Source organism: Rhodocytophaga rosea (genome assembly GCF_010119975.1).
In the GTDB taxonomy this organism is placed as follows: Bacteria; Bacteroidota; Bacteroidia; order Cytophagales; family 172606-1; genus Rhodocytophaga; species Rhodocytophaga rosea.
Genome location: NZ_CP048222.1, coordinates 7,293,485 through 7,318,357 on the forward strand (window position 1 = coordinate 7,293,485; position 24,873 = coordinate 7,318,357).

Sequence of the window (24,873 nt, forward strand, 5' to 3'; positions counted from 1 at the left end):
AATAACACATACTCAATCTGTCATGCTTCTTCTGATTCTTTCATACGCAATTTATGCTGTGTAGTTTATTTTTAAGGATTAGGCAAACAAAAACCTCCCAAAAAAGGAGGTTCTCGTAATTCCTTTGAGTATGTAGAAATATTATTTTTCAATAGCCTCTTCTATTGAATTGCAGTAGAGGATTTCAAATTTGTCAAAACTAAAATCAGGGTTTTCACGGGCAATTTTTTTCCTGCCGGTAATTACACTTTGTTCAAATAATTTGTCGTTGGGTAATAGCTTTCTATGTTTCTTCAACCCTATTTTATACATGTCTTCTTTCCAAACCATATGATACCACTCCATGGATGGCTGATGAAAAGTAGTCAGCTTGCGCTTGTCAAAAATGAATTTAGTAATCTTTTCTTGTTTAATTAATTCACTTGTTTTATTAAACAAGTTTTTAAAATCACTGATTGGGATATAAGGTACTTTTACTGTACAAACCGCAATCTCTATAGTAGGAATAAAGGTAACACTAGCATGTTTAGAAGTAAAAAATTCCTGAATGTCAGGATGGATTTTTATTATTTCTGTACTCATACGTATAAATGATGATTAGATGTATGAGTAAAATACAAAATAATACTAACCATCTTGTTTTCCTCCTCCAGCAACTGACAATAGAATGTAATATATATTTATACGTTTAATAGAATATTTTTAATGTCAAATAGCATATTTGCTGAGAGGAGATGTTTACAGAATTTTTAATTCTAATAAACAAAGGTATGTACGTATAAATTGTTTCTAATGGAGGTTTATACGTAATGTAGGATATATTATAAGATTATAAATTCAGATGCATTCAAAAAATGGGCTAATACTATAAGTTTAGACTTTCAAAAGGTTATAGAAAAAGTCTAATTGAGTATTTAGATTGTACACGAATCTCCCTTCCAAGGTTCACCCACACGCTTGTAATTAATAAGTAGCTATAAACTGGGTTTGTAAAGTGAACTGCCAGTTAATCAGAAATATTTATAATACGGACTGATTTTTTGGTAGGGCAATCACTTTTCTATGGCTTCCTCGAGCGTCCTGCAATACAAAATGTCATATTTTTCAAAATCATACCAGGGATTTTCACGGGCTATTCTCTTGCGGCCTTCTGCTACATTCCTTTGAAAAATTTTATCTTCTGGTAACAATTTACGGTGAGAACGCAATCCGGCTTTATACATGTCTTCTTTCCAAACCAGATGATACCATTCCATGGATGGCTGATGAAAAGCGGTGAGTTTGCGCTTGTCAAAAACGAATTTGGTAATACCTTCCTGTTGAATGAGTTCGCCGGCTGTACGCAATAGTTTTTCAAATTCAGCTTTGGGTATATAAGCGGCTGTTACTGTACAGATGGCAATAGGCATTGCCTCAACAGTTGAAATAGTAGCATGTTTGCCAACTATATATTCACGGATGCTATCTTGCATTGAAATGGCTAAAGAGGACATAATTTGTTGTTTAAGGATGAAAAATCAGATGATTGTGTACCCGTATACTTAAATTTACCTGATAGTCTAAACTTTACACCCAGAAAACATTTGGATATCTCGCGTAGATACCAGCCCCTGTGCAAAAAAATCTTTGATAAAGCTTAAGAAAAATGCAGCCTATTCTTTGGAAAAGTTTGAATTACAACTTTTTATAGAAATTAAATATAGAAAGTTTCTGCTTTAATTCAAATATTAAAATTGAAAAAATTAAAATCAACTATTTGTCAGATTGTTTTCAGCGTAGACATGCCACCATCCATTCCAATCCACTGACCTGTTATCCAGGAAGCCTGGTCAGAAAGCAGGTATACAGCCAGTGAGGCTATTTCTTCCGGGGTACCAATTCTACCCAATGGATGCCTTTTATCAGCATTTTCTTTTTTTTCTGGGGTGGAAAGCAGGTTTCCGGCTAAGGGTGTATGGGTGAGGGAGGGCGCAATACTATTAAAACGTATATGACTGGAGGCATATTCAGCTGCCAAAGATACGGCCAAACCATGTAAGGCACTTTTAGCTGTGGCAACTGAAGCATGAAAATTCATTCCGGTTCTGGCGGCAACCGTTCCAAAGAAAACCACACTGGCTCCGGAAGATTTCTTTAAATGTTTAATAGTTGCCTGTAATACACGTACAGCGCCAAATACATTTACCTGCATATCCTGCATAAAATCTTCTTCGGTCAATCTGGTAAAGGGCTTGAGGTTTATGGTGCCAGGACAATAAACCAATCCATGCAATACATCAGGCAAAGCCGAGAGCGCCTGTATATCTCCTGTTACATCTATTTGCAGCTGCGTTACCCTTAACTCAGTAAGAACTTCTATTGTACGCCTGGAAGCTGTAATCACATATGCTCCTTGATCGATCAGTTGTTTAGTTATGGCCAGACCAATGCCAGAACTTCCGCCTATGACCAGAATATTTTTTCCTTTCACAGTATTCATATTGCTACAACTGGTGCGTATGCTAAATGTTTGGAAGAAAGAAGGGATCAAAGAAATAATTCCGCCCATGAACTAATTCCCTACAGGCAGAGATTTCTAGAGGAAATGAAAAAGTGATGATAGAAATCCAGAATGTAAAGCTTCCGGGGTAACTGTATTTTTCAGGCCGCCGAAGAATTAGCGCTGATTTAGCCAGGTTTGTGGATTTAGCTTTTTATCGTTCTGCCAGATCTGGAATTGCAGTTCAGAAGTTCCGTTTTTATCAGTGTATACTTCGCCCAGCACCTGGTTGGCTTTTACAGTTTGGCCGGCAGCGACAGTAACTTTGGCAAGTTTGGCATATACGGTGGTATAATCGCCATGTTTGATAAATACAATCTTATTTTTACCAGGGATGGAAGCAACCGTAAGAACTTCACCCTCATATACGGCTCTCACTTCTTCTCCTTTATTAGTCTGAATATTTACCCCATGATTATCAATCATGATGCCTTTTAGAACTGGATGGGGTTGTTCGCCGAATTTCCCGGAAATAAAACCGGATTTTACCGGCCAGTTTAATTTGGATTTGCTTCCGGCAAAGGAAGTAGAAACAGAAGCTTCTGCCGCAGACAAAGCTACTGCTGTAGCATTATTTTCAGCTTTTCTGGCAGCGGCTCTCCGGGCTTCCTCTTCAATCAAATCTGTGATCAGTTTTTCCAGGCGATCGGCCGCTTGTTTGGCTTCGGCGAGTTCTACCTGCAGCTCTTTTTCCCGGTCACTCAGCTGCCTTACAACTGTATTTTGTTTTTCTTTTAAGACAAGCAGATTATTGTTCTCCGTGATACGGGCCAGTAACAGGCGGTTTTTTTCTTCTTTTTTCGAGTTCAGTTCATCCCGCTGAATAGTAAGAATGGCTTTGATCTTTTGAATCTGGTCTACCTGAATGGTACGGGCCTGGGAATATTGCTGTAGATATTTAATCCGCATCACCAGTTGAGTGAAGGTTTCTGAAGAAAATATATACACCAGTTTACTATAACCATTGCTTGCCTTTGAAGCTGCATAAATCATAGCAGCATATTCTTTCCGGAGCTTTTCCAGATCATTTTCCATAGAAACGGTAATCTGGCCGAGTTCGCCCATTTCCTGATCCAATAGCTGAATCTCCCTGGTAATAAAGTTAATTAACTGCGACTGATTGGTGATCTGTTGATTGATGGCGCTGAGCTGACCAAGGGTAGCTTGTTTCTGATCAGCGGTTTCCCGAAGATTTTTATTGGTTTCCTCTCTCTTTTTTAGCAATTGTTTTTTCTCTTTCTCCAGCTGGGCTTTCGTTTTCTGAGCGTAGAGAGTTCCGGTGGCAGCAAGCCAGAAAAAGGCTAAAAGAAAAACTCCTTTTAGGATACCAGATATATATCCCTTAAAAAATACTTCACTTCCTGTCATATTTCTGCGGAACATTGAAAGGAAATTTAAGTTCTTTATCAGAAATCTCGGCTTTCAGATGCTGTATGGTTACCAGGGTGCTATAATGCCCTTGTGATGATTGATATTGTAAAGAAATTAAGCTGCTGTAGGGAAACAAAAAGTTATTCAGCATGTTAAAATTCTCATAATCCAGCGTTAATGAATTATTTGTGGGCTGTTCTACCATCAATATCTTTTTCAGTTTCATATTATCTGCACTGATATAGTTATCAATAGTAACCTGCTGGTCATTCTGCCGGAGTAAATAAAAGTCTTTTTCCTTGATCATTTTTACTTTTTCCTTTTGGGGGCTATAGGCAGATTTCCCAGAATAGCAGCCTGCATAAGATCAAAGGTGATATTAAAACCGAATTTTTCGCTCAGTGATTTAAAATCGTAGGTTGTAAAATCATTTTTGAGCTTATCTACTACAAAAATAGAATCCTGTGTAATCAGGCTGCGGATACCTTCTACACCTACTTTGGAAATAGACAGCCAGATGATACTGTCTTTTTTCATGCGGATGTTTACAGTTGCCGTCAGGTTATTTTCGGCATCTTTATAGGTGATTTTAGATTTGGAGTTGAAGTAAGCGAAATCAATTTCCTGAACTTTAAATTCTGTATTGTCGGTAGCTACGGTGGGAGTAGCTGTTATTTTTTGTCTTTTACAGGCGCTGGCAATAATACCAAAACAACATAGTATAATAAGAATGTGTTTATTCATAAAGTTTTTTCTGGGCAATTTTCTTGTCGATCTGGTCACTGCTTTCTCCAGCTTGCTTGGCTTTCATCCATTGTTGTAATGCCAGATCTGTTTCTCCCAGTTTATAGAGTACATCGCCGTAATGTTCCAGAATAGTGCCATTTGTGGAATTCTTCGCCGCTTTCTCCAGGTATTTTCTGGCCTGCTGGTAATCTTCCATCATATACAGAATCCAGGCATAGGTATCTAAATACGTCGGATTATCCGGATGCTTTTCTACCAGTTTGCCAGCCATCTGTTTGGCTTTGTCTAATTTTTCTTTCCGGAGTGAAAGATAATAGCTGTAATTATTCAAAACGCTCGCATTCTCAGGATCATTGGCGAGCACGGCTTCATAGGCGGCATCAGAACGGATATGATCACTAAGGCCATTATAAGAATCACCCAGCATCATATTGATGTCATTGAGTAGCTGCTTGTTTTCTGAGGAAAGTTTTTTGCTCTCTTCCAGCGACTGTACAGCCTTGTCATAATCCTTTTTGGTAAGGTAAGCATATCCATTAAAAAACCAGAAAACTCCCTGATTGGGGAAAAGCTCCAGTGCTTGCTCAGAGTGTTTGGTCAGGCTGTCTACTTCATTTAATTCCCAGTCCAGACGGATAATCTGGTGCCATATTTCAAAACTGGAATTATCAAGGCTGCAGGCTTTAGAATAAGCCTCTCTGGCCTTTTGCTTTTCTTTAGACATTTCAAGCAGATTGCCATATATCGCATACGCTTTGGCTTCACCGGGATGTGCCTTAATAATCAAATCAGCCAGTTTAAGCGCATTTTTTTTGGAAGCATCGTCTTTCAGGTTTTTGGAATAGCTGATCAGAATCTGTACTTTGGTATCAGGCTCCAGATCAGGGCTGCTGAAAGCAAGCAATAATTCCTGGTCTGCTTTATCAGTCTGCCCATTGGTGCGGTAAATGTCCGATAATACCAACCTGGCTTGAGCCTGATCAGCGCCTTGTTCGATAATGTTTTGTAGCAGGGGGATTGCTTCTTTCTGGCGTCCGTTAGAAATATAGATTTCAGCCAGCAGTATGGCATATTTGATTTCTTCAGGAAAGGTTTCTACCAGCTTTTTGCCTTCAACAATGGCTTCGTTGGGTTTATTTAATTTAAGATAGATCTGCTGTTTCTGCCGTACTACATCTTCATTAATTCCTATGGTTTTTTCTACTTTATCATACAATTTGATGGCATCTTCGAACTTTTCCTGAAATAAATATATATTGGCCAGGTTAAAATAGCTTTCCAGGTCTTCCGGCATTTTCTTCATCTGATCCTGATAGACCTTTATTGCCTGTGCAAATTTTTTATCCTTTTCATATAATCCGGCCAGCAACTGGTAAAAATATTTATTGGTGTCGTCCAGTTTCAGGGCTTTTTCGGCATAGGCAATGGCTTCCGGCTGGTTTCCAATGCGGGAATAGGCATCAGCAATGGCATAGTGCGTACCTCCGTTATCAGGGTCCATTTCCAGAGATTTTCCAAACTGGTCTATGGCTTTCTGATAATTTTCGAGCACAAAGAATTTCATGCCTTCCGAAAAATAATATTCACCTAACCCTGAATTTTTATTGCGCTGCTGTGGAACGCTTTCCTTTTCTTTTTTTTTGGAACGCTGTGCCCATGCAGTGTTTGGGTCCCACAACAGGAGCAGAAGAGAAAAAATGGCCAGATACCTATACTTGCAATGATTCATTGGAAAAGAAAGGTTGATAAAGGTAACGGAAGATAAAACCTGTACAGATCAAACAAGGTAGCGGCAAGTGCCTTATGCACTTGCCTGTTAAAGCCCTATCCCAAAATTACATTATAATCTCCCACACTCAAATCACTCGATTTACCTTCAAATTTAACAAAATTCCCTAACATTGAGTTTGAAATGTTGGCATTTATCACAGATGTATTTTTTTGAATAATTGAATTCTTTACCACAGAATCCTGAATGCTGCTGCCATCACCTACCGAAACATACGGGCCTACCACTGAATTCTGGATTTTAACATTCTTTCCAATGTATACCGGCGGAATTACCACTGAATTATTTGTTTGGGCGGAGCCATCTACCAGTTGTGTATCTTTAATATACTCCAGATAACGCTGGTTGGTGTATACGGTTGCATCCTTATTGCCACAATCGAGCCATTCCGTTACCTGGCCAGGCATAAATTTAATGCCTTTTTGTTTCATGTTTTCCAGGGCATTGGTCAGCTGGAATTCGCCTTTGTCTTTGATGTTGTTATCTATCAGATACTGAAGTTCTTTGCGTAGGTTTGCCCCATCTTTCACGTAATAAATACCGATAATTGCCAGATCTGATACGAAAGTTTCAGGTTTTTCTACAAACTCGGTAATTTCGTTCTGCGCATTCAGTTTAACTACCCCAAACGGACGAGGATCTTCTACCTTTTGTACCCAGATAATTCCTTCTTTTGTAACATCTAACGTAAAATCTGCCTTAAATAGTGTGTCGGCAAAGGCAATTACCACATTGCCTTCCAAAGCTTCCTTGGCACATAAAATAGCGTGAGCCGTGCCCAGTGGTTCATCCTGATAATGTATGGTCCCTTTGGCACCCACCGATTCGGCAATGCTGAGGAGTTGTTTTTCTACTTCTTTACCAAAATCTCCGATAATAAAAGCAACCTGATCCACTGGCTGATTACAAACTTTAGCAATATCTTCTACCAAACGTTGTACAATGGGTTTTCCGGCAATCGGAATTAAAGGTTTAGGAATCGTGAGTGTATGCGGGCGCATTCTTTTGCCCATACCAGCCATCGGGATGATTATTTTCATAAGGGGTATATAGGTTTTTTGTTAAAATAATTGGTAAAGAAAGAAAATTAATGAAAATCTGGAAAGGAATGGGAAAAGATAATTACGAATTACGAATTACGAATTACGAATTACGAATTACCTTTTCTTAGAAGCCTGTTTCCAGCAATAAGTGATAGAGTAAACGAATGCTATACATTGGCCTGACCAATTAAACATGTTGTGTGTATCCATTTGATAGAATGCGGTAAATCTTTTCATCCACTTAATCCAGGTTCCAGCCTTAAACCTTATTCTTAGAATCGAGTAAAATAGTTACCGGACCATCATTAATCAGGCTCACTTTCATATCGGCTCCGAATTTTCCGGTGCGGATGGGTTGATTGAGTTCTTTGCTGAGTAAATCGATCATTTGTTCATACAAAGGAATCGCTTGTTCTGGCCTTGCCGCTTCAATGAAAGAAGGACGGTTGCCTTTTTTTGTACTGGCATGCAGTGTGAACTGGCTGATGAGCAAAACCTCCCCCTTTACTTCTTGTAGAGATAAATTCATCTTGCCTTCTGCATCGCTGAAAATACGCATACCTGCAATTTTCTTGGAAAGCCATTGAGCATCTTCTATTGTATCGGTATGGGTAATTCCCAATAATATTAAAAAACCAGTTTGAATAGAAGCATGGAGCTGGGCATCAATGTGTACGGCTGCCTGGGAAACCCGTTGTATGACTGTAATCATGTATTGGAATTGATAATGTATGATGAAATGTTTCTGGCAAAGGTATTAGAAATTACCTATACAGCAGGAATAATAGCGGTGTATGCCTGTATAATAGTTTGATATATATTGTTGCCTGAAAACAAATCAACGGAGTTTAGAGTATTTTCTCGCATGAAAGCATATAGCCGTACATACCAGGTAAATGGGATTGACCTGCATGTCATAGAAAAAGGACATAAAGGGCAACCGGTTATCATTTTTCTGCATGGATTTCCGGAATTCTGGTATGGCTGGCAGAAGCAAATGGAATATTTTGCAGAAAAAGGTTTTCATGTAATCGTGCCAGACCAAAGAGGATATAACATGAGCAGCAAACCCCAAAGTATATCTTCGTATCGGATCACTACGCTGGCAGAAGATATACTACAACTCATCCATTACACCGGCCGGGAGAAAGTGTACCTCGTGGGGCATGACTGGGGAGGGGCAGTGGCCTGGACTCTGGCGTATTTACATCCGGAATTACTGAATAAAGTCATTATCCTGAATATGCCTCATCCACGGGTATTTATAAAAACCGTCCGGACAGATATGATTCAGATGATTAAGAGCTGGTATATTGGCTTTTTTCAGTTGCCTGTTGCAGAGAAATTTTTATCCATGAATCAATACCGGATGATACAAAATAGCTTGCTTCATACCTCACTGCCGGGAACATTTTCGAAAGCCGATCTGCAACAATACCGGCAAGCCTGGCAACAGCCAGAAGCGTTACATAGCATGATTAATTGGTACAGGGCAGCTATGCATTACAAAAATCCATTTTCTTCGGGAAACCAACAGGTAAAAGTACCCTTATTGCTGATCTGGGGCGAAAAAGACAAATTTCTGCAACCAAAAATGGCACAGAAAAGCCTACGCTACTGCCAGAACGGACGGCTCCACTTAATTAAAGACGCTACGCACTGGCTACACCACGAGAAAAGCAGCGAAGTAAATAAGTTGATCTATCAATTTATTCAGGATCAAAATTAATAGGAGAAAATAGCTATTTCTTGTTTGAGCAATTCAAACTTATTACCTTCCCGCTTCACTTATTGAATTGAAAATTATGTATACGCTCAGCTAAAACGGCTGGAAACATAAGCTGAAGCATTCAATAGAAAAATTGATTAACGATGCATTCCTCTAACGAATGGTATACCATTCTTAATACTGACACCATTGATTCTCCGGCACTGGTTGTGTATCCGGACCGGATCAGGGAAAATATTCGCCTGTTAAAATCCATGAGTAAAGGGCTGGATTGGCTTCGTCCGCATGTAAAAACGCATAAAATGGCAGAAGTGGCTGCTATGATGCTGGAAGAAGGAATATATAAATTTAAATGCGCTACCATTGCCGAAGCCGAAATGCTTGCATTAGCAGGAGCAACAGATGTATTACTTGCCTATCAGCCTGTTGGACCTAAAATCAACCGGTTGCTGCAGTTAGTGCTTACCTATCCCACTACACAATTTAGTTGCCTGGTAGACAATCTCATAACTGCCCAGGCGATCTCAGAAATTTTCTCTATAAAAGGTAAAACCATCCGTGTATTTCTGGATTTAAATATAGGAATGAATCGTACCGGAATTCTTCCCGGAGAAGAGGCTTTTCAACTGTATACAGCTTGCAGTAGCATGCCCGGTGTGGAAGCGGTAGGTTTACATGCCTATGATGGTCATTTGCGGGAAACAGATCTAACTATTAGAAAGCAAAAATGTGATCAGGGTTTTGCAGAAGTGGAAGCATTGGCTCGGAAAATTGCAGAAGCGGGAATGCCATCACCCATTCTGGTAGCCGGTGGTTCGCCAAGTTATCCGATACATGCCCAAAGGGAAGGGGTAGAATGTAGTCCGGGAACGTTTATTTTCTGGGATTATGGTTACAAAAACACATTACCCGAACAGAATTTCCAGTACGCAGCCTTGGTGATGACCAGAGTGATTTCTATTATAGATGATCAAACGATCTGCCTTGACCTTGGACATAAAGCTGTTGCGGCTGAAAATCCTTTGCCAAGAGTTCATTTTCTGAATGCCCCTGACATCAAACCTATTTCACAAAGTGAAGAACATATGGTTGCAACTGTAGTTGATTCCAGCGATTACCAGCTAGGAGATGTATTATACGGCGTGCCAGTACATATTTGTCCCACCTGTGCCTTATACGATCAGGCGCAAGTGATTGAGAATCATAGAGCAGTAAATATCTGGAAAGTGGTGGCTAGAAATCGGGTTATCTCTGTGTAGTGACTGTTTGAGATAAATAATTTCTTAATTAAGTTTTATGAATACTGCTTGAACAGCAATAGAGCTGGAATGAAAATTATATATAATTTATTGGAAAAAATTAAGGAAAGGCCTTCTATGTATCTGGGGGAGAAGAGAATCTCTTCGTTAAGGACTTTTATAGACGGTTATACCTTTGGGCTTTGGGAATATAATATTCAGACAGAAGAAGAAACACCTCCTTTTGTACTGTTGCATAAATGGGTGGCTAAAAAATTTGGTTGGGGACAAACATCGGCTGGATGGAATACAATTCTGCTAAATGAAAACCTTGGCGATGAAGAGAAAGCTTTGGATCAGTTTTTTGAAATACTGCCTGAATTTATGAACGTAATCCCTACCAGGATTAGCCGGGTAAAAATAAATGAAGTAAACAAGTCACATTATCTCATTGAGGGTAGAAAATATACAGGGTTTTCCAGGACCCAGGAAATCACGACAAATGAAATAAACTCAATTCCTGATTTTATTTATGTAGTGAAATTTTCTCAAGATACCGGGTATGTCAATTATTATATTAAAGAAGAGAAAATCCTTAAAGATCAGTGGCACTATGAAAATCGTACTGAAGCCATTAAAAGAATCGAACTTGAGGTTGGTAAGAAGATATTAATTGAAGAAATACCACAAACAGATATATCAAATTGGTTTAAAAAGTTAAGAAATTACAACATGTATATTTATTAAAATTTATAAGTAGGCTGTAAATGATTAAGATGCTTATATTCCAATCTTAAAATCATCCAAAACTCAGAATTTCTAATACAAAATTAAACAAACTATGTTCACAATTGATGCCCACCTGGACCTGAGTATGAATGCCATGGAATGGAACCGGGATTTACGTAAATCAGTGGCAGAAATACGCAAACGGGAGGAAGGAAAAACCGATAAACCAGACCGGGGCAAAGGAACTGTTGCTTTTCCGGAACTCCGCAAAGGGAATATTGGGTTAGTGGTAGCTACCCAGATCGCCAGATATGTGGCTCCGGATAATCCTCTTCCTGGCTGGCATTCTCCGGAACAAGCCTGGGCGCAAACACAAGGGCAACTGGCCTGGTACAAAAGTATGGAAGAAGCCGGTGAACTGGTGCAAATCACTGATTTGCCTTCTCTGGAAAAACACATTGCGCTCTGGCTCGAAGAACTTCCTTTTAATAATAAACCTATTGGCTATATTTTGAGCCTGGAAGGGGCGGATTCTATTGTTACACTCAAACATTTGGAACGTGCCTATGAGTATGGCTTACGGGCACTAGGTCCGGGGCATTATGGACCAGGTAGATATGCCCAGGGAACCAATGCCACTGGCGGAATTGGCCAGCCCGGAAGAGACTTACTGAAAGAAATGGAAAGGCTTAATATCATTCTGGATGCCACCCATCTGTGTGATGATAGTTTCTGGGAAGCGATGGATCATTTCCATGGACCAGTTTGGGCCAGCCATAATAATTGCCGGGCTCTGGTAAACCACAACCGGCAGTTCGACGACCGGCAGATTCTGGAACTCATCAGCAGGGGAGCGGTAATTGGAGGAGTTTTGGATACCTGGATGATGGTTCCAGGGTGGGTGAGGGGCACTTCTACCCCTGAAAGTACCGGGTGTAACCTCGATAAAATGATAGACCACCTGGATCATATTTGCCAGCTGGCCGGAAATGCGTTACACATTGGCATTGGATCTGACCTGGACGGGGCTTTTGGAAAGGAACAAAGCCCGTATGATCTGGAAACCATTGCCGATTTGCAGAAAATTCCGGATTTGCTCAGGCGCAGGGGCTATTCTTCAACTGATATTGAAAATGTAATGCATGGCAACTGGCTCCGGTTTTTGAGAAAAGCCTGGGCTTCGTCTGTTACTTCAGAATCATAATCCTGTAATGAAGTAGCCTGTTTGCTCGACGAATGCTCTAAAGTTTTAAGCCATAATTCAGTATTCAATTAACCAATATATTTTCTAATCCTATAGTCTTGCTTTTAAATATTTCCTATATCCTTTTCTGAGTTGCTGCTGAAAGTTTTGTGCTTTATGGAGGAGCTCGGATGTTTTATATTAAAACGTTACAATGAAAAAGCGTATAAGCATTATATGATTGGATATTATTTAACGTATTAATTCACTGCCTATATTATAATTTTCATATGTTTTTAGAAAATTAGTAAGCATACAGTTTTAAAACTTGTTCTTGTTAGATATCAGAGCTTCTACTGCAATTTTTCAATATTAACGGGAAGGTTTAATCAATAAGTTTTAGGAGTTTCAGCCCGAGAAAAAGAAGACATTGATTTATATGTGGCTGAAAATCTTACCATCTTTCATTTCAATTTTGCGGTCGGCCATTTCTGCGAGTTGCTCATTGTGTGTAACAATAACGAACGTCTGTTCCAGATCGTCCCGTAATTTGAAGAACAGGTGGTGAAGCTCTTCAGCGGTATGAGAGTCGAGGTTTCCACTGGGCTCATCGGCAAAAATAATGTCAGGTGAATTGATCAATGCCCTGGCTACGGCGGTACGTTGTTGCTCCCCTCCGGACATTCTGGCCGGATGATGATCGAAGCGGTCTTTGAGGCCAAGTAAGCTAAGCAGTTCTTTGGCTCTGGCTTCTACTTTTTTTTGGTCATTTTTACCTAAATATCCCGGAATACATACATTTTCTAATGCTGTAAACTCTGGCAGCAGGTTATGAAACTGGAAGATAAAACCGATATGCCGGTTGCGGAAGTTAGCCAGGTTATCGCCTTGCAGGTTTACAATATTCTGCCCATTGATATGCACATGGCCAGTATCGGGTTTATCCAGTGTGCCAATAATATGAAGTAATGTACTTTTTCCGGCACCGGAAGCACCTACAATAGAGACAATTTCTTTTTTATTTATCTGAACATCAATTCCTTTGAGAACCTGTAAACTGCCGTACGATTTGGTGATGTTTGTTGCTTCCAGCATGAAATGTGTGGTGCGTTTTTAGATAAAAATGATAAAGTTTACTGCCCAGAAAGATACTAGTTTTGCTGGTATTTTATGTAGTTTGACAGAAAATTGTGATATCTGTTTATTTTATTTAAAAGTATGCCAGAATAAAGCAGAATACTTGTTCTCCATCGCAGGCTTTCAAATATAGTAATGTAAGAACACTATGTTGGTTGATGAGAAGTATTTTTAACCGGAAAGATTATGCATGCTCCAGTTCATCCATTTGATCAAACCGAATTTGCCTTTCTATTTTTTCTTTTTCCAGTTTAAACTTGTAGTCTGCATTGATATAAGTATAAATCCGGATGCCTAAAAAAGACACCGTTTTATACAAAAGTCTTGGAGCCGAATTTATTTGTCCTCCTGAATATACAGCCTCAACTTTGATCACAAGGGTAGAAAAATTATGTCTATCAATATACAAAACTTCTTTAACCATAATAAGCAATCACCTATACATGGGTAGTAAGTTAATATTGCATTTTGTATGATTATCAAAATTTATGTAATTATTAGTGTGGAAATTACATAAGCTACTCAACTGAATTTATTGCTAGGTGATATAGGAAAAGGGACAAAATCAGACTGATTTTATGTATAAAATAATCACCTGGGCTGGCAAAATTCATTTCCCGCAACCCATGAATAGATTCATGTATAAGAATAAGTTGTAAGACATACATAATTGCAGTTATGTATGGGCATAATTTACTGAAATACCCAGAAGCAGGTATTGTAAATGCATCACACTTTTGAGATATTGGTATACAAATTAAATCTTTTGTTTTTACTTGAATGGAGTGGTATGACGCTAAAAAAATGCAGTCATCTTTTTCAGGGAAGCCAGGCAGCATAGTGTAATCAATACCTACACTATCATTTTCTGTAAAACGGCTTCTCTGTCAGGTTACCTATTTATTTTAGGATTAAAATAAGTCCTTCATTTTCAATATGTATGAGAATAAAAGTAAACTTCTTTACACTTGAATGCTCTTACTGTTACAGGAAATCTCTCATAATGCGATATGCCAAACAGTAGGATAGTTTATTTACCCTGATGTTGGCCGGGGAAAGCCATAGGACTTCAAAAATAATCGGCGTTAATTAATAAAGAAATCGCTGAAGATTTAAAATTACTGCAGAACACTTGCGTTTGCTGAGTAAGGAACAGGTAAAATAACTAGTGTGGCTTACCGACCTGAAAGATGCACTTAATTATGCATTAGGCACTAATGTAGAGATCAATGTTCCAGTATCGTAAATAACTATGATACACACCCTCATAATCGACGATGAAGCTGATGGCCGCAATGCCCTGCGGATCGCTATTGAAAAATATTTTCCGGAGGTATCTATTAAAGGTATCTATGAAACACCGGAACAAGGACTGGAAGCTATCCGCACAACTACACCAGACCTGGTTTTTCTGGATGTACAAATGCCGCATATGTCTGGTTTCGATTTGCTTAAACATGTTTCTCCTTTCAATTTTGAGGTTATATTTGTAACTGCCCACGACCAGTATGCCATTAAAGCCATTCGTTTTAGTGCCCTGGATTATCTGCTCAAGCCAGTGGATATAGATGATTTACGGGTTGCCCTGGAGAAAGTAAAAGAGCGCTTACACCATAAAAATGCCCAGCATCAGTATCAGTCTGTGTTGCATAATATACAGCACAAAGCCGGTAAGATTGAACGGCTGGCCGTACCTACCCAGGAAGGTATAGAGTTTTTTAATACGGCTGATATCATTTTCTGTGAGGCAGAGGGAAGTTATACACAACTTATTCTTACCCAAAAACGCAAGCAACTGGTTTCCCGCAATCTCAAGGATTTTGAGAGTTTACTCGCTGATTCCGGCTTTTGCCGGGTGCACCATACCTACCTTATTAATTTGCGGCATGTGCATAAATATATCAGGGGAGAGGGTGGCTACGTCATTATGACCGACAATCACCATGTGGATATTTCCCGCCGGAAAAAAGAGGAATTTCTCCAGTTACTTGATAAACTCTGATTGAGTATATATCTTATTTTTTAATCAAACTAACAAGTATTCAAAGCTGTAGAGTAGCTTATTCCACTTGCAACTATAGATTTCCAGTTGTTAATTGACTTCTGCCAGTTGCAAAATAGGTGTGTGAATAGCGGGTTAAGTATATTAATTTAGATGCAGGCTCCAGATTAATACTGGGTCTGCATTTTTTATTTCTTCTCTTTCTCTTCCAGAGATTTGATTTTCTTTATATAAAATTCTCCTTCCTGCGCTTCCACAGATTTGATTTCCGGTTGATTTATTCCTCCTTTAGTATTGATGCTGCAAGCAATATAGTTTGTTTTCTTAAAGCTGGGAACAAATGTAAAACAAGCTTCTTGCTGATTTTTAACACATATTTTAATCTCGGATGCCTGCGTTTCCCAATCAAACACTAGCTGATATTTAGGCACAATAGTACGTACCAAACTATCATTTACATATACCTCTAATGCCTGATCTTTTGATGTTCCCGACCACCAGTAAATATTGATTGATGCCGGGTATTCCGGTGTAATTGCCGGAGTATCTTCTATCGATGCCTTATCTTTCATGGTGACATGGCCAGTAATCATATCCAGGATATACTCAGCCTGTGTAGATTTCTGGGTAGCGGCTCCAATAGCTACTGCCCCTACAAGTCCACCCATTACCGCTCCGGCTGTTATAGCTGTATAATTAGTTTGTGTAGGCCCGAATGCATAAAAAGCATACGTGCCCCCACTTCTGTCCATCAAGAAATAATCTTTATCATGATAAATGTATAGATTCTCTCCATCCGAAAAGCCCCATACATTTTTAAGCGATTTTCTGTTTCCTTTCTCATCCAGCAGATAAGGTTTTACTTCATAAATATGCTGTAAATGTTTGGCTTCCCGGCTCACTTGTTCCATTACCAGGTTAGGTGCAGTTACCGGGCTGTTATTTCTGAAATCTGAAAAGCGCTGGTAAATTCCTTTTTTCAAAACAGAATCTGTGAGGATAGGGTACTGATGCGTTTCTAAAGTGGCTATAAAGTCTTTGGATATTTCCTCCCAATTAGAAACACTTGCTCTTTCCAGGTAGTGTTCTATATCTTCATTCACAAATTGTGTCAAGCACTGTACTAAAGCTGATCTGATATTGTCGGCATGCATCAGGGTTACATCCAGATTCCCACTTTTTGTAACTCCAATACCCCGGAACAAATTATAATAGTTATCCTCCTGCTTATATATAAAATCAATTACAATTTCTGCTTTGGCAGATTCGGTCGCCGCCCCGTTATGTTCTGTGATCTGGAATTTGAGCACCTTTACTATTACCGGTTGCAGATTGGTGTACGGAGGTAAGTTTCTGTTAAAAAAATCCATTAACTCAGGTTTAAACCTTTTCTTTAGATCTGCTTCCATTTTGGTGTTTGTAAGGCCTTTTCGTACCCATCCGATGTTATTTTTATCGATCCGTGCATCAATAATATCTGAGATGTAAAATTTTCTGCCCGGCAATACAAAAGTTTGTTTACTTAAACTAACCCCATGTACTTGTGCTGATGCTGAAAAATGACAGAAAAATACAAAAAGACTTAAAATGGTAAGACGGGGATACATAATCAATGCTATTAGCTAAATCTAATTGTACTCAAGTTAATAGAATGTACCTTAAGCAGCTTGTAAGAGTTATGTGTCAGAGAATTTATTATGTAAGGTTTGTACTTGAACAAATAAAAACTTGTGTTTGCAGGAATCTGTTAAAATGATTGAAAATAGTGGCTGCGAATAGTCTTGCGTTTATCAACGAATAATAATATGTTTTTACACATAATTATATAATTTTGTTTGTTGCGAATTTAAAATAATAAGGCAAATCCAACTTTTGCCTTCATAAAATTTTGATTGGATGGACAAGCAAGCGTTTTTAGCGAACTATTTGAATAATGCCTCACCCACAGGGTTTGAAACAGCCGGGCAAAAAATATGGCTGGAATATGTTAAACCTTATATCGATGAATATATTGTAGACACGTATGGATCTGTAGCAGGAATTATTAATCCTGGTGCCCCTTATAAAGTTGTAATAGAGGCACATGCCGACGAGATCTCCTGGTTTGTGAATTATATTACCGACGACGGATATATTTATGTGCGGCGCAATGGAGGCTCCGATGCCCTGATTGCTCCTTCCATGCGGGTGAATATCCATACCAGGAAAGGAATTGTGAAAGGAATTTTCGGATGGCCGGCCATTCATGTTCGCAATGTAGAAAAAGATGAAGTCCCTACACTTAAAAATATTTTTATTGATTGTGGCTGCAAAAACAAAGAAGAAGTTCTTAACAAGGGCGTTCATGTAGGTTCTGTAGTTACCTTTGATAATGATTTTACGACCCTCAATGACCGGTTTTATGTGGGCCGGGCCTTAGATAACCGCATTGGAGGTTATATGATCGCACAGGTAGCCAGATTACTAAAAGAAAATAATAACCAGCTGGATTATAGTTTATACATCGTAAATGCGGTGCAGGAGGAAATTGGATTGAGAGGCGCTGAAATGATTGCCCGCCGCATTAACCCTGATGTGGCTATTATTACCGATGTATGCCATGATACGCACTCACCCATGTATAAAAAAGTTGAACAGGGCGATCAGGCATGTGGAAAAGGCCCGGTTTTAACGTATGGCCCGGCTGTGCAGAATAATGTGCTGAATATGCTGATAGATGTAGCCGAACAAAAAGAAATTCCTTTCCAACGTGCTTCTGCTTCCAGGTCAACCGGTACAGATACAGATGCTTTTGCCTATTCAAACGCCGGGGTAGCTTCCGCTCTGGTTTCGCTCCCGCTCAAATATATGCATACTACGGTAGAAACCGTGCATCAGGATGATGTAGAAAATGTAATCCGGCTGATTTATGAATTTCTGGTACAGCTCAAAGGGGGACATGATTTCAGGTATTTTACCTAAATTATATCAATAGTCATTCGTAATTAGTCATTTGTAATTGGTAATTATATTTTAATCCCATGTCTGTACACCGCACAGAAGTCAAAAGAATTACTACGCATATTTTACAGGAAATGAAAGTAAGAGGCGAGAAGATCAGTATGCTCACCGCTTATGATTATTCAATGGCGCGGATTGTAGATGGCGCAGGGATGGATATTATTCTGGTAGGAGATTCAGCTTCAAACGTGATGGCCGGGCATGAAACCACCTTACCTATTACCCTCGATCAGATGATTTATCATGCAGCAGCCGTAGTAAGAGGTGTAAGCCGGGCATTGGTGGTAGTAGATTTGCCTTTTGGTTCCTACCAGGGGAATTCTTCCGAAGCGCTTCGTTCTACGATCCGGATTATGAAAGAATCGGGAGCCCATGCCATAAAAATAGAAGGGGGTGTAGAAATCAAAGAATCTGCCATGCGTATCCTGAGTGCAGGCGTGCCAGTAATGGGACATCTGGGATTAACCCCACAATCTATTTATAAATTTGGTACCTACGCCGTTCGGGCAAGGGAAGAAGCAGAAGCCGCCAAATTATTAAGCGATGCAAAAGTTCTGGAGGAATGCGGTTGTTTTGCTATCGTCCTGGAAAAAATACCGGCTTCCCTGGCCAAACAGGTAGCTGAAGAGGTACGTATTCCTATCATTGGTATTGGTGCCGGCCCGTATGTAGATGGACAAGTGCTTGTTTTACATGATCTGGTTGGGATTACAAAAGATTTTAACCCCAAGTTCCTGCGGCGGTATGCTGATGTGCATTCTGTCATTACGGATGCTGTAAACCGATACATAGCGGATGTAAAAAGTAAAGAATTTCCCAATGAGAAGGAAGGATATTAAATAATTACGAATTACGTTTCTTTAATTACTCAATCACTCATTCGCTCAATTACTTTGCCTGCTCCTTATACTATCGTTTACGAAGATAATCATTTACTAATTGTTAATAAGAAGAGTGGTGTATTGGTACAGGGAGATAAAACAGGAGACAAGCCGCTGCTGGATATATTAAAAGAGTATATCCGGGAAAAGTACCAGAAACCAGGAGAAGTTTTTCTGGGAACAGTGCACCGCCTCGACAGGCCTGTAAGCGGATTAGTAGTGTTTGCCCGTACTTCTAAAGCCCTGGAACGTATGAATGAAATGTTCCGCACGAAAGCCATTCAAAAAACATACTGGGCAATTACACATAAAAAACCTGCAGAAGAACAAGGCACTCTGGTGCACTGGCTGGTGAAAGATGAAGCTAAAAATTTCACAACCGCTTATAAAAAGGAAGTCAACGGAAGTTTACGTGCAGAATTGAGTTACCGCTTAGTATGCATTTCAGAGGGAATGTATTTGCTGGAGGTGTTGCCTGTTACCGGCCGTCCACACCAGATTCGGGTGCAGCTGGCGCAGATAGGATGTGCAATTAAAGGAGATATCAAATATGGGTTTCCCAAACCTAATCCGGATAATAGTATATGCTTGCATGCCAGGCAACTGGATTTTATTCATCCGGTTAAAAAAGAACCAATTCAATGTATTGCAGAACTGCCTGAACACAGTTACTGGTTTCCATTTAACAAAGTCTGATTATGGGTGATAAGTATTAAAATATTTTTGCAGATTTGTGAAGAGAGCACCAGCGCTGGTTAAATCAGAGTAAAATATGGCTACAGAGAATTTCCTACACCGTTTGCAGAGAAGATGGGGCGTTTCTACCATCTGGCAGGTAATTGTTATTCTAATTGTATTTGCCCTCACTGGCTTCTCTGCTATGTACATTAAAAGACCTATTTTTGCTTTGTTAGGTATAGATGCTGACACTCCTTTCTATATCCGGGCTATTGTCTGGACATTAACTGTACTCCCTGCCTATCAGGTATTGTTATTGATGTATGGATTTTTGCTGGGTCAGTTCACCTTTTTCTGGAATTTTGAGAAAAGAATGTTTAGCGGCATAAAAAAATTATTCAACCGCTAAAACTTTATTTTCACCGATGCAGTATCAATCCATAGAAAAATCAGAAAAAAAGTAGTATTATTATCTTAAATTCGTTAATAACTACTACCTCATTCAGTTAATGCAATAATACCATTGTTGTGCAGCCTGATTGAAAAATAAATTTCAGGTATTTGTTAACTTTGGATTCCGGTGTAGTATTAATTTAAAGTGTTGAGACAGGTGCAAAATGACTGAATTGTTGCTTGATTGCTTTGGTTTAACGTAAGGTTTTTATAAACCTTATTATGTTATGCCAATGGCTTTTTTCAATGTTAGACCATTTGTCATTTATTGCTATGTCAACAGAAGAATCTTACCGGATCTTACAGATCCCTCCAGGTGCAAGCCATCAGGACATTAAGCGGGCTTACCGCACACAAGCAAAGCTTTTTCATCCGGATGTTAACCGTTCATTGGACGCACAAAAGCAGTTTGTTCTTGTTAATCAGGCCTACGAGAAACTACTTCCCTCTAAACCGGAAACGATTCCATCCAGAGTATATGATATGTACCGGGGGTATGATCCGTTCAGGGGTGAAACACGCCAGGAGAGAGCCGCCAGATTTGCCCGGATGCAGTATGAGGAATTCAAGCGGAATAATGAAAAATTCAGAAACTCTATTTGGTATATTCCGATTAAAATCTTTGCCTATTTTGTATGGCTAATGGGCGGTTTTGTAGCAGTTGGTTTTATGGTTGGTCCGTTTTTGATGATGTTTGTCAACTGGATGACTGGTGTTTCGATGCTGCCCATCATTTTTATGGGTATTGCCGTAATGACTGGCGTTTTCCGGTTAAAGAATGATATGAATCAGTATCTAAATAAATGAATTACTGTTGTATTAACTATAGCTATTAAAAATCGAAAGCCTATTGATAAACTCTTACTCTTTAACATAAAATAACACAAACAAAAAACCGCATTCATATACGAACGTGGTTTTTTGTGTTGATAATATTGTAAAAAGCTACTTATGCCAGTACAGATTCGGCAAGCACGATAATCTTATTATTCAATACTTCTACCATGCCGCCGTCTACTACAATTGATTGTTCGCCTTGTGTAGTACGGATGGTGATTTTGCCTTTTTCTAATAAACTGATCAGCGGCGCATGATTATTTAATACCTGAAATGAACCTTTAGCCCCAGGAAAAGTGGCGGAAACAACTTCACCTGCAAATACTTTCTGGTCAGGGGTGATAATTTCTAAATGCATATTTTTTTTAATTGTTGGTTGTTCGTTGCTGGTTGTTCGATAAATAGTACTCAATTACGAATAACTAACAACGAACAACTAACAACTACTTTATTTGGCTTCTGCGATCAGTCTTTCTCCTTTGGCAATGGCATCTTCGATGGTACCTACCAGGTTAAAGGCCGCTTCCGGCAAATGGTCTAATTCGCCATCCATGATCATGTTAAAGCCTTTGATAGTATCTTCAATTGTAACCAGTACCCCTTTTAAACCGGTAAATTGCTCGGCCACATGGAAAGGCTGCGACAAGAAACGCTGTACCCTTCTGGCTCTGGTAACCACCAGTTTATCTTCTTCAGAAAGTTCATCCATGCCCAGAATCGCAATAATATCCTGTAATTCTTTGTAGCGCTGTAAAATCTCCTTCACCCGCTGGGCCGTACGGTAATGTTTCTCACCTACGATTTCAGCGGTCAAAATTCTGGATGTAGAATCCAGGGGATCTACCGCCGGATAAATACCTAACTCAGAGATCTTACGGGACAATACGGTGGTAGCATCCAGGTGAGCAAAGGTGGTAGCAGGAGCAGGGTCAGTTAAATCATCGGCAGGTACGTATACGGCTTGTACAGAGGTAATTGAGCCATTCTTGGTAGAAGTAATTCTTTCCTGCATGGCCCCCATCTCACTTGCCAGAGTAGGCTGGTATCCTACCGCAGAAGGCATACGGCCCAAAAGGGCTGATACTTCAGAGCCAGCCTGTGTAAAGCGGAAGATATTGTCAATAAAGAAAAGAATATCACGGCCTTTACCAGTTCCATCTCCATCACGGAAGTGTTCAGCCAGCGTTAATCCGGATAAGGCTACCCGGGCACGTGCTCCTGGCGGTTCGTTCATCTGTCCAAACACGAAGGTGGCTTTGGAATCTTTCAGTTTTTCGACATCTACTTTCGATAAATCCCAGCCGCCTTTTTCCATTGAGTGCATAAATTCATCGCCATAGGTTACAATGCCGGATTCAATCATCTCCCGGAGCAAATCGTTCCCTTCACGGGTACGTTCGCCTACACCAGCAAATACAGAAAGTCCGGAATATGCTTTGGCGATGTTGTTGATCAATTCCTGGATCAACACGGTTTTTCCTACCCCAGCACCTCCAAACAAACCAATCTTACCGCCTTTGGCATAAGGCTCAATCAAATCAATAACTTTAATTCCGGTATATAATACTTCCGTAGAAGTAGAAAGATCTTCGAAACGGGGGCAGAACGGTGAATGGGCAGGCCATGTTCGGAAGAAGGCTGAACAATGCCATCTATCGCTTCGCCCACTACATTAAAAAGTCTTCCTTTAATTCCTTCGCCAGTAGGCATAGTAATAGATGTTCCCAGATCCATCACTTCCATTCCCCGCGACAATCCTTCTGTACTATCCATGGCAATCGTTCTTACTCTGTCTTCTCCCAGGTGCTGCTGGCATTCGAGTATAACATTTTGCCCGTTCGCTCTTGTCACCTGCAACGCATCTAAAATTCTTGGCAGCCTGGCATTTTCACCTTCAAAACTCACGTCTACTACCGGACCAATAATCTGGGTAACTCTCCCGATATTCCGCCTCACTGTGCCATCCTGTGATTTAGCTGGGTTGCCGTTTAATTTCGTTGAATCGTTATTTATCATTGTGTATGATTTTTGAGATAGGCTTAATTTTCAAGACGCAAAAGTAAGGGAATATTTAGTGAATACAAAGCTATAACACAGTAGTTTTCTGCAAATGAAGCCGCTATATAGAGTGCAAACAGTAGGAATGAATATACTATTTAGTAGCCCAGACATTCAATCAAATAACAATTCAACCATCAGGCAATATTTTCAACTCGTAAACATTCTACTCATTCACGCCTTATTATTCTGCATTCAGTACAATCCGGAAAGTGGTTCCTTTGTTGATTTCAGATTGTTTAATGAAAATCTTGCCGGAATGATAATTTTCTATGATACGTTTGGCTAAAGTTAAACCAAGTCCCCAGCCCCGTTTTTTGGTACTGAATCCTGGCTCGAATACGCGGGTGATATTGGATTTGGATATTCCTTTTCCATTGTCGGTGATGTCAATCAATATTTTATTAGTGTTAAGCAGCTTCAGATTGATAGTAATTTCACCAGATCCGCTCATGGCATCTACCGCATTTTTACAGATATTTTCGATTACCCATTCAAACAGATGTTTGTTTATATTGACAAAAGGCAGGTTTTTATCGCCTTTTATGTGAATCTTGATCTTGCTTGAAATCCTGCGCTGCAGATAGGCAGTAATATGTTCTAGTATATCATATAAGTTTTCGGGCTTTAGTGTAGGCATAGACCCGATATTGGAGAACCTGGCCGTAATCATTTCAAGCCTTTCCACATCTTTTTCCAGTTCCGGAATCACTTCGTCATCGGCAAATTTAGGGTCAGTTTTAAAATATTCTATCCATGCCATCAGCGACGATAGGGGCGTACCCAGCTGATGTGCCGTTTCTTTTGCCAATCCTACCCATACCTGGTTTTGCTCAGCGGTGCGGGAATAACTAAATGCCAGATACGCCAGAAAAGCAAAAACCGCAATAACAGTTAGTTGAACATAGGGATAATACTGGAGCTGGGAGAGTAAATAGGAGTTCCGGTAGTAAATATATTGTGATTGTCCGGGACCCATATCTATTTTAATAGGCGAATGTTCCTCTTTCATAATTTCCAGCTCATCCTTCAGAAAGCTTTGCTTCCGCTCATCTGTAATGGGCAGTTCTTCTACGCTCGCAGGCATTTTTACATTACGGTAGTTGATAATGGTATCATTCCCGGAAGTGAGAATTACCGGAAAAATGTCGATGGCCCTTATTACTTCCTGGAATACAAAATCGATCGACTCATTGTTTTCTGGCCCCACAATAAACCGGTAGGCATTGGCATATAATTGTATCTGTTCACGTTCCCGCTGGGCAAGCCTGGTAACCAGATAATTGGTGTAATATACTGAGCTACTTCCAATTAACAGCGCTACCAGAACAATGATAATTTTATACTTAGACCTGTCGGCGTATATATTCATACATTAAAAATGCAATTATTTAAAATTAATACAAATTGACGGTTTACTAATTTTAAGCTTTACTATTAAGCAAATAAGTAGTAATTT

General features: G+C 39.6%; 22 protein-coding genes and 2 pseudogenes. 10 read left to right on the plus strand and 14 right to left on the minus strand.

Going from position 1 to position 24,873, the window contains the following annotated elements; genetic code table 11:
* Positions 1-141: 141 nt before the first annotated feature.
* The 8 genes and pseudogenes from GXP67_RS29950 to dtd all read right to left on the minus strand — a co-directional run bounded on the left by GXP67_RS29950 (position 142) and on the right by dtd (position 8,201).
* Positions 142-582 carry a hypothetical protein gene (locus tag GXP67_RS29950; protein ID WP_162446542.1) on the minus strand — a complete coding sequence of 147 codons (441 nt, stop codon included), beginning with the start codon at positions 580-582 and terminating at the stop codon, positions 142-144.
* 470 nt (positions 583-1,052) lie between these two features.
* Positions 1,053-1,493, minus strand: coding sequence for a hypothetical protein (locus GXP67_RS29955; RefSeq protein ID WP_162446543.1), 441 nt, complete (start codon positions 1,491-1,493; stop codon positions 1,053-1,055).
* A gap of 266 nt (positions 1,494-1,759) precedes the next feature.
* On the minus strand, positions 1,760-2,479 hold the full coding sequence (locus GXP67_RS29960; protein ID WP_162446544.1) for an SDR family NAD(P)-dependent oxidoreductase: 720 nt from the start codon (positions 2,477-2,479) through the stop codon (positions 1,760-1,762).
* A gap of 177 nt (positions 2,480-2,656) precedes the next feature.
* Entirely contained in the window at positions 2,657-3,922 is a 1,266-nt protein-coding gene (locus GXP67_RS29965) for a murein hydrolase activator EnvC family protein (protein WP_162446545.1), read from the minus strand.
* A pseudogene (locus GXP67_RS38395) lies at positions 3,894-4,654 on the minus strand (DUF4292 domain-containing protein). The gene GXP67_RS29965 and the pseudogene GXP67_RS38395 overlap by 29 nt, the downstream one beginning before the upstream one ends.
* Positions 4,647-6,386, minus strand: a complete 1,740-nt coding sequence (locus GXP67_RS29980; protein ID WP_162446548.1) for a tetratricopeptide repeat protein — start codon at positions 6,384-6,386, stop codon at positions 4,647-4,649. The pseudogene GXP67_RS38395 and the gene GXP67_RS29980 overlap by 8 nt, the downstream one beginning before the upstream one ends.
* A gap of 95 nt (positions 6,387-6,481) precedes the next feature.
* Positions 6,482-7,486 carry a sugar phosphate nucleotidyltransferase gene (locus GXP67_RS29985; protein ID WP_162446549.1) on the minus strand — a complete coding sequence of 335 codons (1,005 nt, stop codon included), beginning with the start codon at positions 7,484-7,486 and terminating at the stop codon, positions 6,482-6,484.
* Positions 7,487-7,748: 262 nt separating this feature from the next.
* On the minus strand, positions 7,749-8,201 hold the full coding sequence (gene dtd / locus GXP67_RS29990; protein WP_162446550.1) for a D-aminoacyl-tRNA deacylase: 453 nt from the start codon (positions 8,199-8,201) through the stop codon (positions 7,749-7,751).
* A 153-nt stretch (positions 8,202-8,354) separates the two neighbouring features.
* On the opposite strand from dtd, the gene GXP67_RS29995 reads away from it, so the two are divergent.
* From GXP67_RS29995 to GXP67_RS30010, 4 genes are all read left to right on the plus strand, one after another.
* Complete coding sequence (locus tag GXP67_RS29995; protein WP_162446551.1) at positions 8,355-9,218, plus strand: alpha/beta fold hydrolase; 864 nt, start codon at positions 8,355-8,357, stop codon at positions 9,216-9,218.
* Between the two features lie 143 nt (positions 9,219-9,361).
* A complete protein-coding gene (locus GXP67_RS30000; protein WP_162446552.1) occupies positions 9,362-10,477 on the plus strand; it encodes a D-TA family PLP-dependent enzyme in 1,116 nt (371 codons plus the stop codon).
* Between the two features lie 69 nt (positions 10,478-10,546).
* Entirely contained in the window at positions 10,547-11,203 is a 657-nt protein-coding gene (locus GXP67_RS30005; RefSeq protein WP_162446553.1) for a hypothetical protein, read from the plus strand.
* A 94-nt stretch (positions 11,204-11,297) separates the two neighbouring features.
* On the plus strand, positions 11,298-12,389 hold the full coding sequence (locus GXP67_RS30010; protein ID WP_162446554.1) for a dipeptidase: 1,092 nt from the start codon (positions 11,298-11,300) through the stop codon (positions 12,387-12,389).
* A gap of 414 nt (positions 12,390-12,803) precedes the next feature.
* Here GXP67_RS30010 and GXP67_RS30015 read toward each other — a convergent pair whose 3' ends face one another.
* Positions 12,804-13,463, minus strand: a complete 660-nt coding sequence (locus GXP67_RS30015) for an ABC transporter ATP-binding protein (protein WP_162446555.1) — start codon at positions 13,461-13,463, stop codon at positions 12,804-12,806.
* A gap of 226 nt (positions 13,464-13,689) precedes the next feature.
* Positions 13,690-13,881, minus strand: a complete 192-nt coding sequence (locus GXP67_RS30020; RefSeq protein WP_162446556.1) for a hypothetical protein — start codon at positions 13,879-13,881, stop codon at positions 13,690-13,692.
* An 876-nt stretch (positions 13,882-14,757) separates the two neighbouring features.
* Here GXP67_RS30020 and GXP67_RS30025 point away from each other — a divergent pair.
* On the plus strand, positions 14,758-15,507 hold the full coding sequence (locus tag GXP67_RS30025; RefSeq protein WP_162446557.1) for a LytR/AlgR family response regulator transcription factor: 750 nt from the start codon (positions 14,758-14,760) through the stop codon (positions 15,505-15,507).
* A 188-nt stretch (positions 15,508-15,695) separates the two neighbouring features.
* Here the strand turns inward: GXP67_RS30025 and GXP67_RS30030 are convergent, their stop codons facing one another.
* Positions 15,696-17,114 carry a DUF6563 family protein gene (locus GXP67_RS30030; RefSeq protein ID WP_162446558.1) on the minus strand — a complete coding sequence of 473 codons (1,419 nt, stop codon included), beginning with the start codon at positions 17,112-17,114 and terminating at the stop codon, positions 15,696-15,698.
* A gap of 289 nt (positions 17,115-17,403) precedes the next feature.
* Between GXP67_RS30030 and GXP67_RS30035 the strand changes: the two genes are divergently transcribed.
* The 5 genes from GXP67_RS30035 to GXP67_RS30055 all read left to right on the plus strand — a co-directional run bounded on the left by GXP67_RS30035 (position 17,404) and on the right by GXP67_RS30055 (position 21,326).
* Positions 17,404-18,468, plus strand: a complete 1,065-nt coding sequence (locus GXP67_RS30035; RefSeq protein ID WP_162446559.1) for a M42 family metallopeptidase — start codon at positions 17,404-17,406, stop codon at positions 18,466-18,468.
* Between the two features lie 59 nt (positions 18,469-18,527).
* A complete protein-coding gene (gene panB, locus GXP67_RS30040) occupies positions 18,528-19,346 on the plus strand; it encodes a 3-methyl-2-oxobutanoate hydroxymethyltransferase (RefSeq protein WP_162446560.1) in 819 nt (272 codons plus the stop codon).
* 54 nt (positions 19,347-19,400) lie between these two features.
* Positions 19,401-20,084, plus strand: a complete 684-nt coding sequence (locus tag GXP67_RS30045) for an RluA family pseudouridine synthase (RefSeq protein WP_162446561.1) — start codon at positions 19,401-19,403, stop codon at positions 20,082-20,084.
* Positions 20,085-20,160: 76 nt separating this feature from the next.
* Positions 20,161-20,475 carry a DUF6787 family protein gene (locus tag GXP67_RS30050; protein WP_162446562.1) on the plus strand — a complete coding sequence of 105 codons (315 nt, stop codon included), beginning with the start codon at positions 20,161-20,163 and terminating at the stop codon, positions 20,473-20,475.
* Between the two features lie 317 nt (positions 20,476-20,792).
* A complete protein-coding gene (locus GXP67_RS30055) occupies positions 20,793-21,326 on the plus strand; it encodes a J domain-containing protein (RefSeq protein WP_162446563.1) in 534 nt (177 codons plus the stop codon).
* Between the two features lie 142 nt (positions 21,327-21,468).
* Here the strand turns inward: GXP67_RS30055 and atpC are convergent, their stop codons facing one another.
* The 3 genes and pseudogenes from atpC to GXP67_RS30070 all read right to left on the minus strand — a co-directional run bounded on the left by atpC (position 21,469) and on the right by GXP67_RS30070 (position 24,786).
* Positions 21,469-21,714, minus strand: a complete 246-nt coding sequence (gene atpC, locus GXP67_RS30060) for an ATP synthase F1 subunit epsilon (protein WP_162446564.1) — start codon at positions 21,712-21,714, stop codon at positions 21,469-21,471.
* A gap of 90 nt (positions 21,715-21,804) precedes the next feature.
* Positions 21,805-23,312, minus strand: a pseudogene (atpD, locus tag GXP67_RS30065) (F0F1 ATP synthase subunit beta).
* Positions 23,313-23,598: 286 nt separating this feature from the next.
* Positions 23,599-24,786: a sensor histidine kinase gene (locus GXP67_RS30070; RefSeq protein WP_162446565.1), complete on the minus strand. Its 1,188-nt coding sequence runs from the start codon at positions 24,784-24,786 to the stop codon at positions 23,599-23,601.
* Positions 24,787-24,873 lie beyond the last annotated feature (87 nt).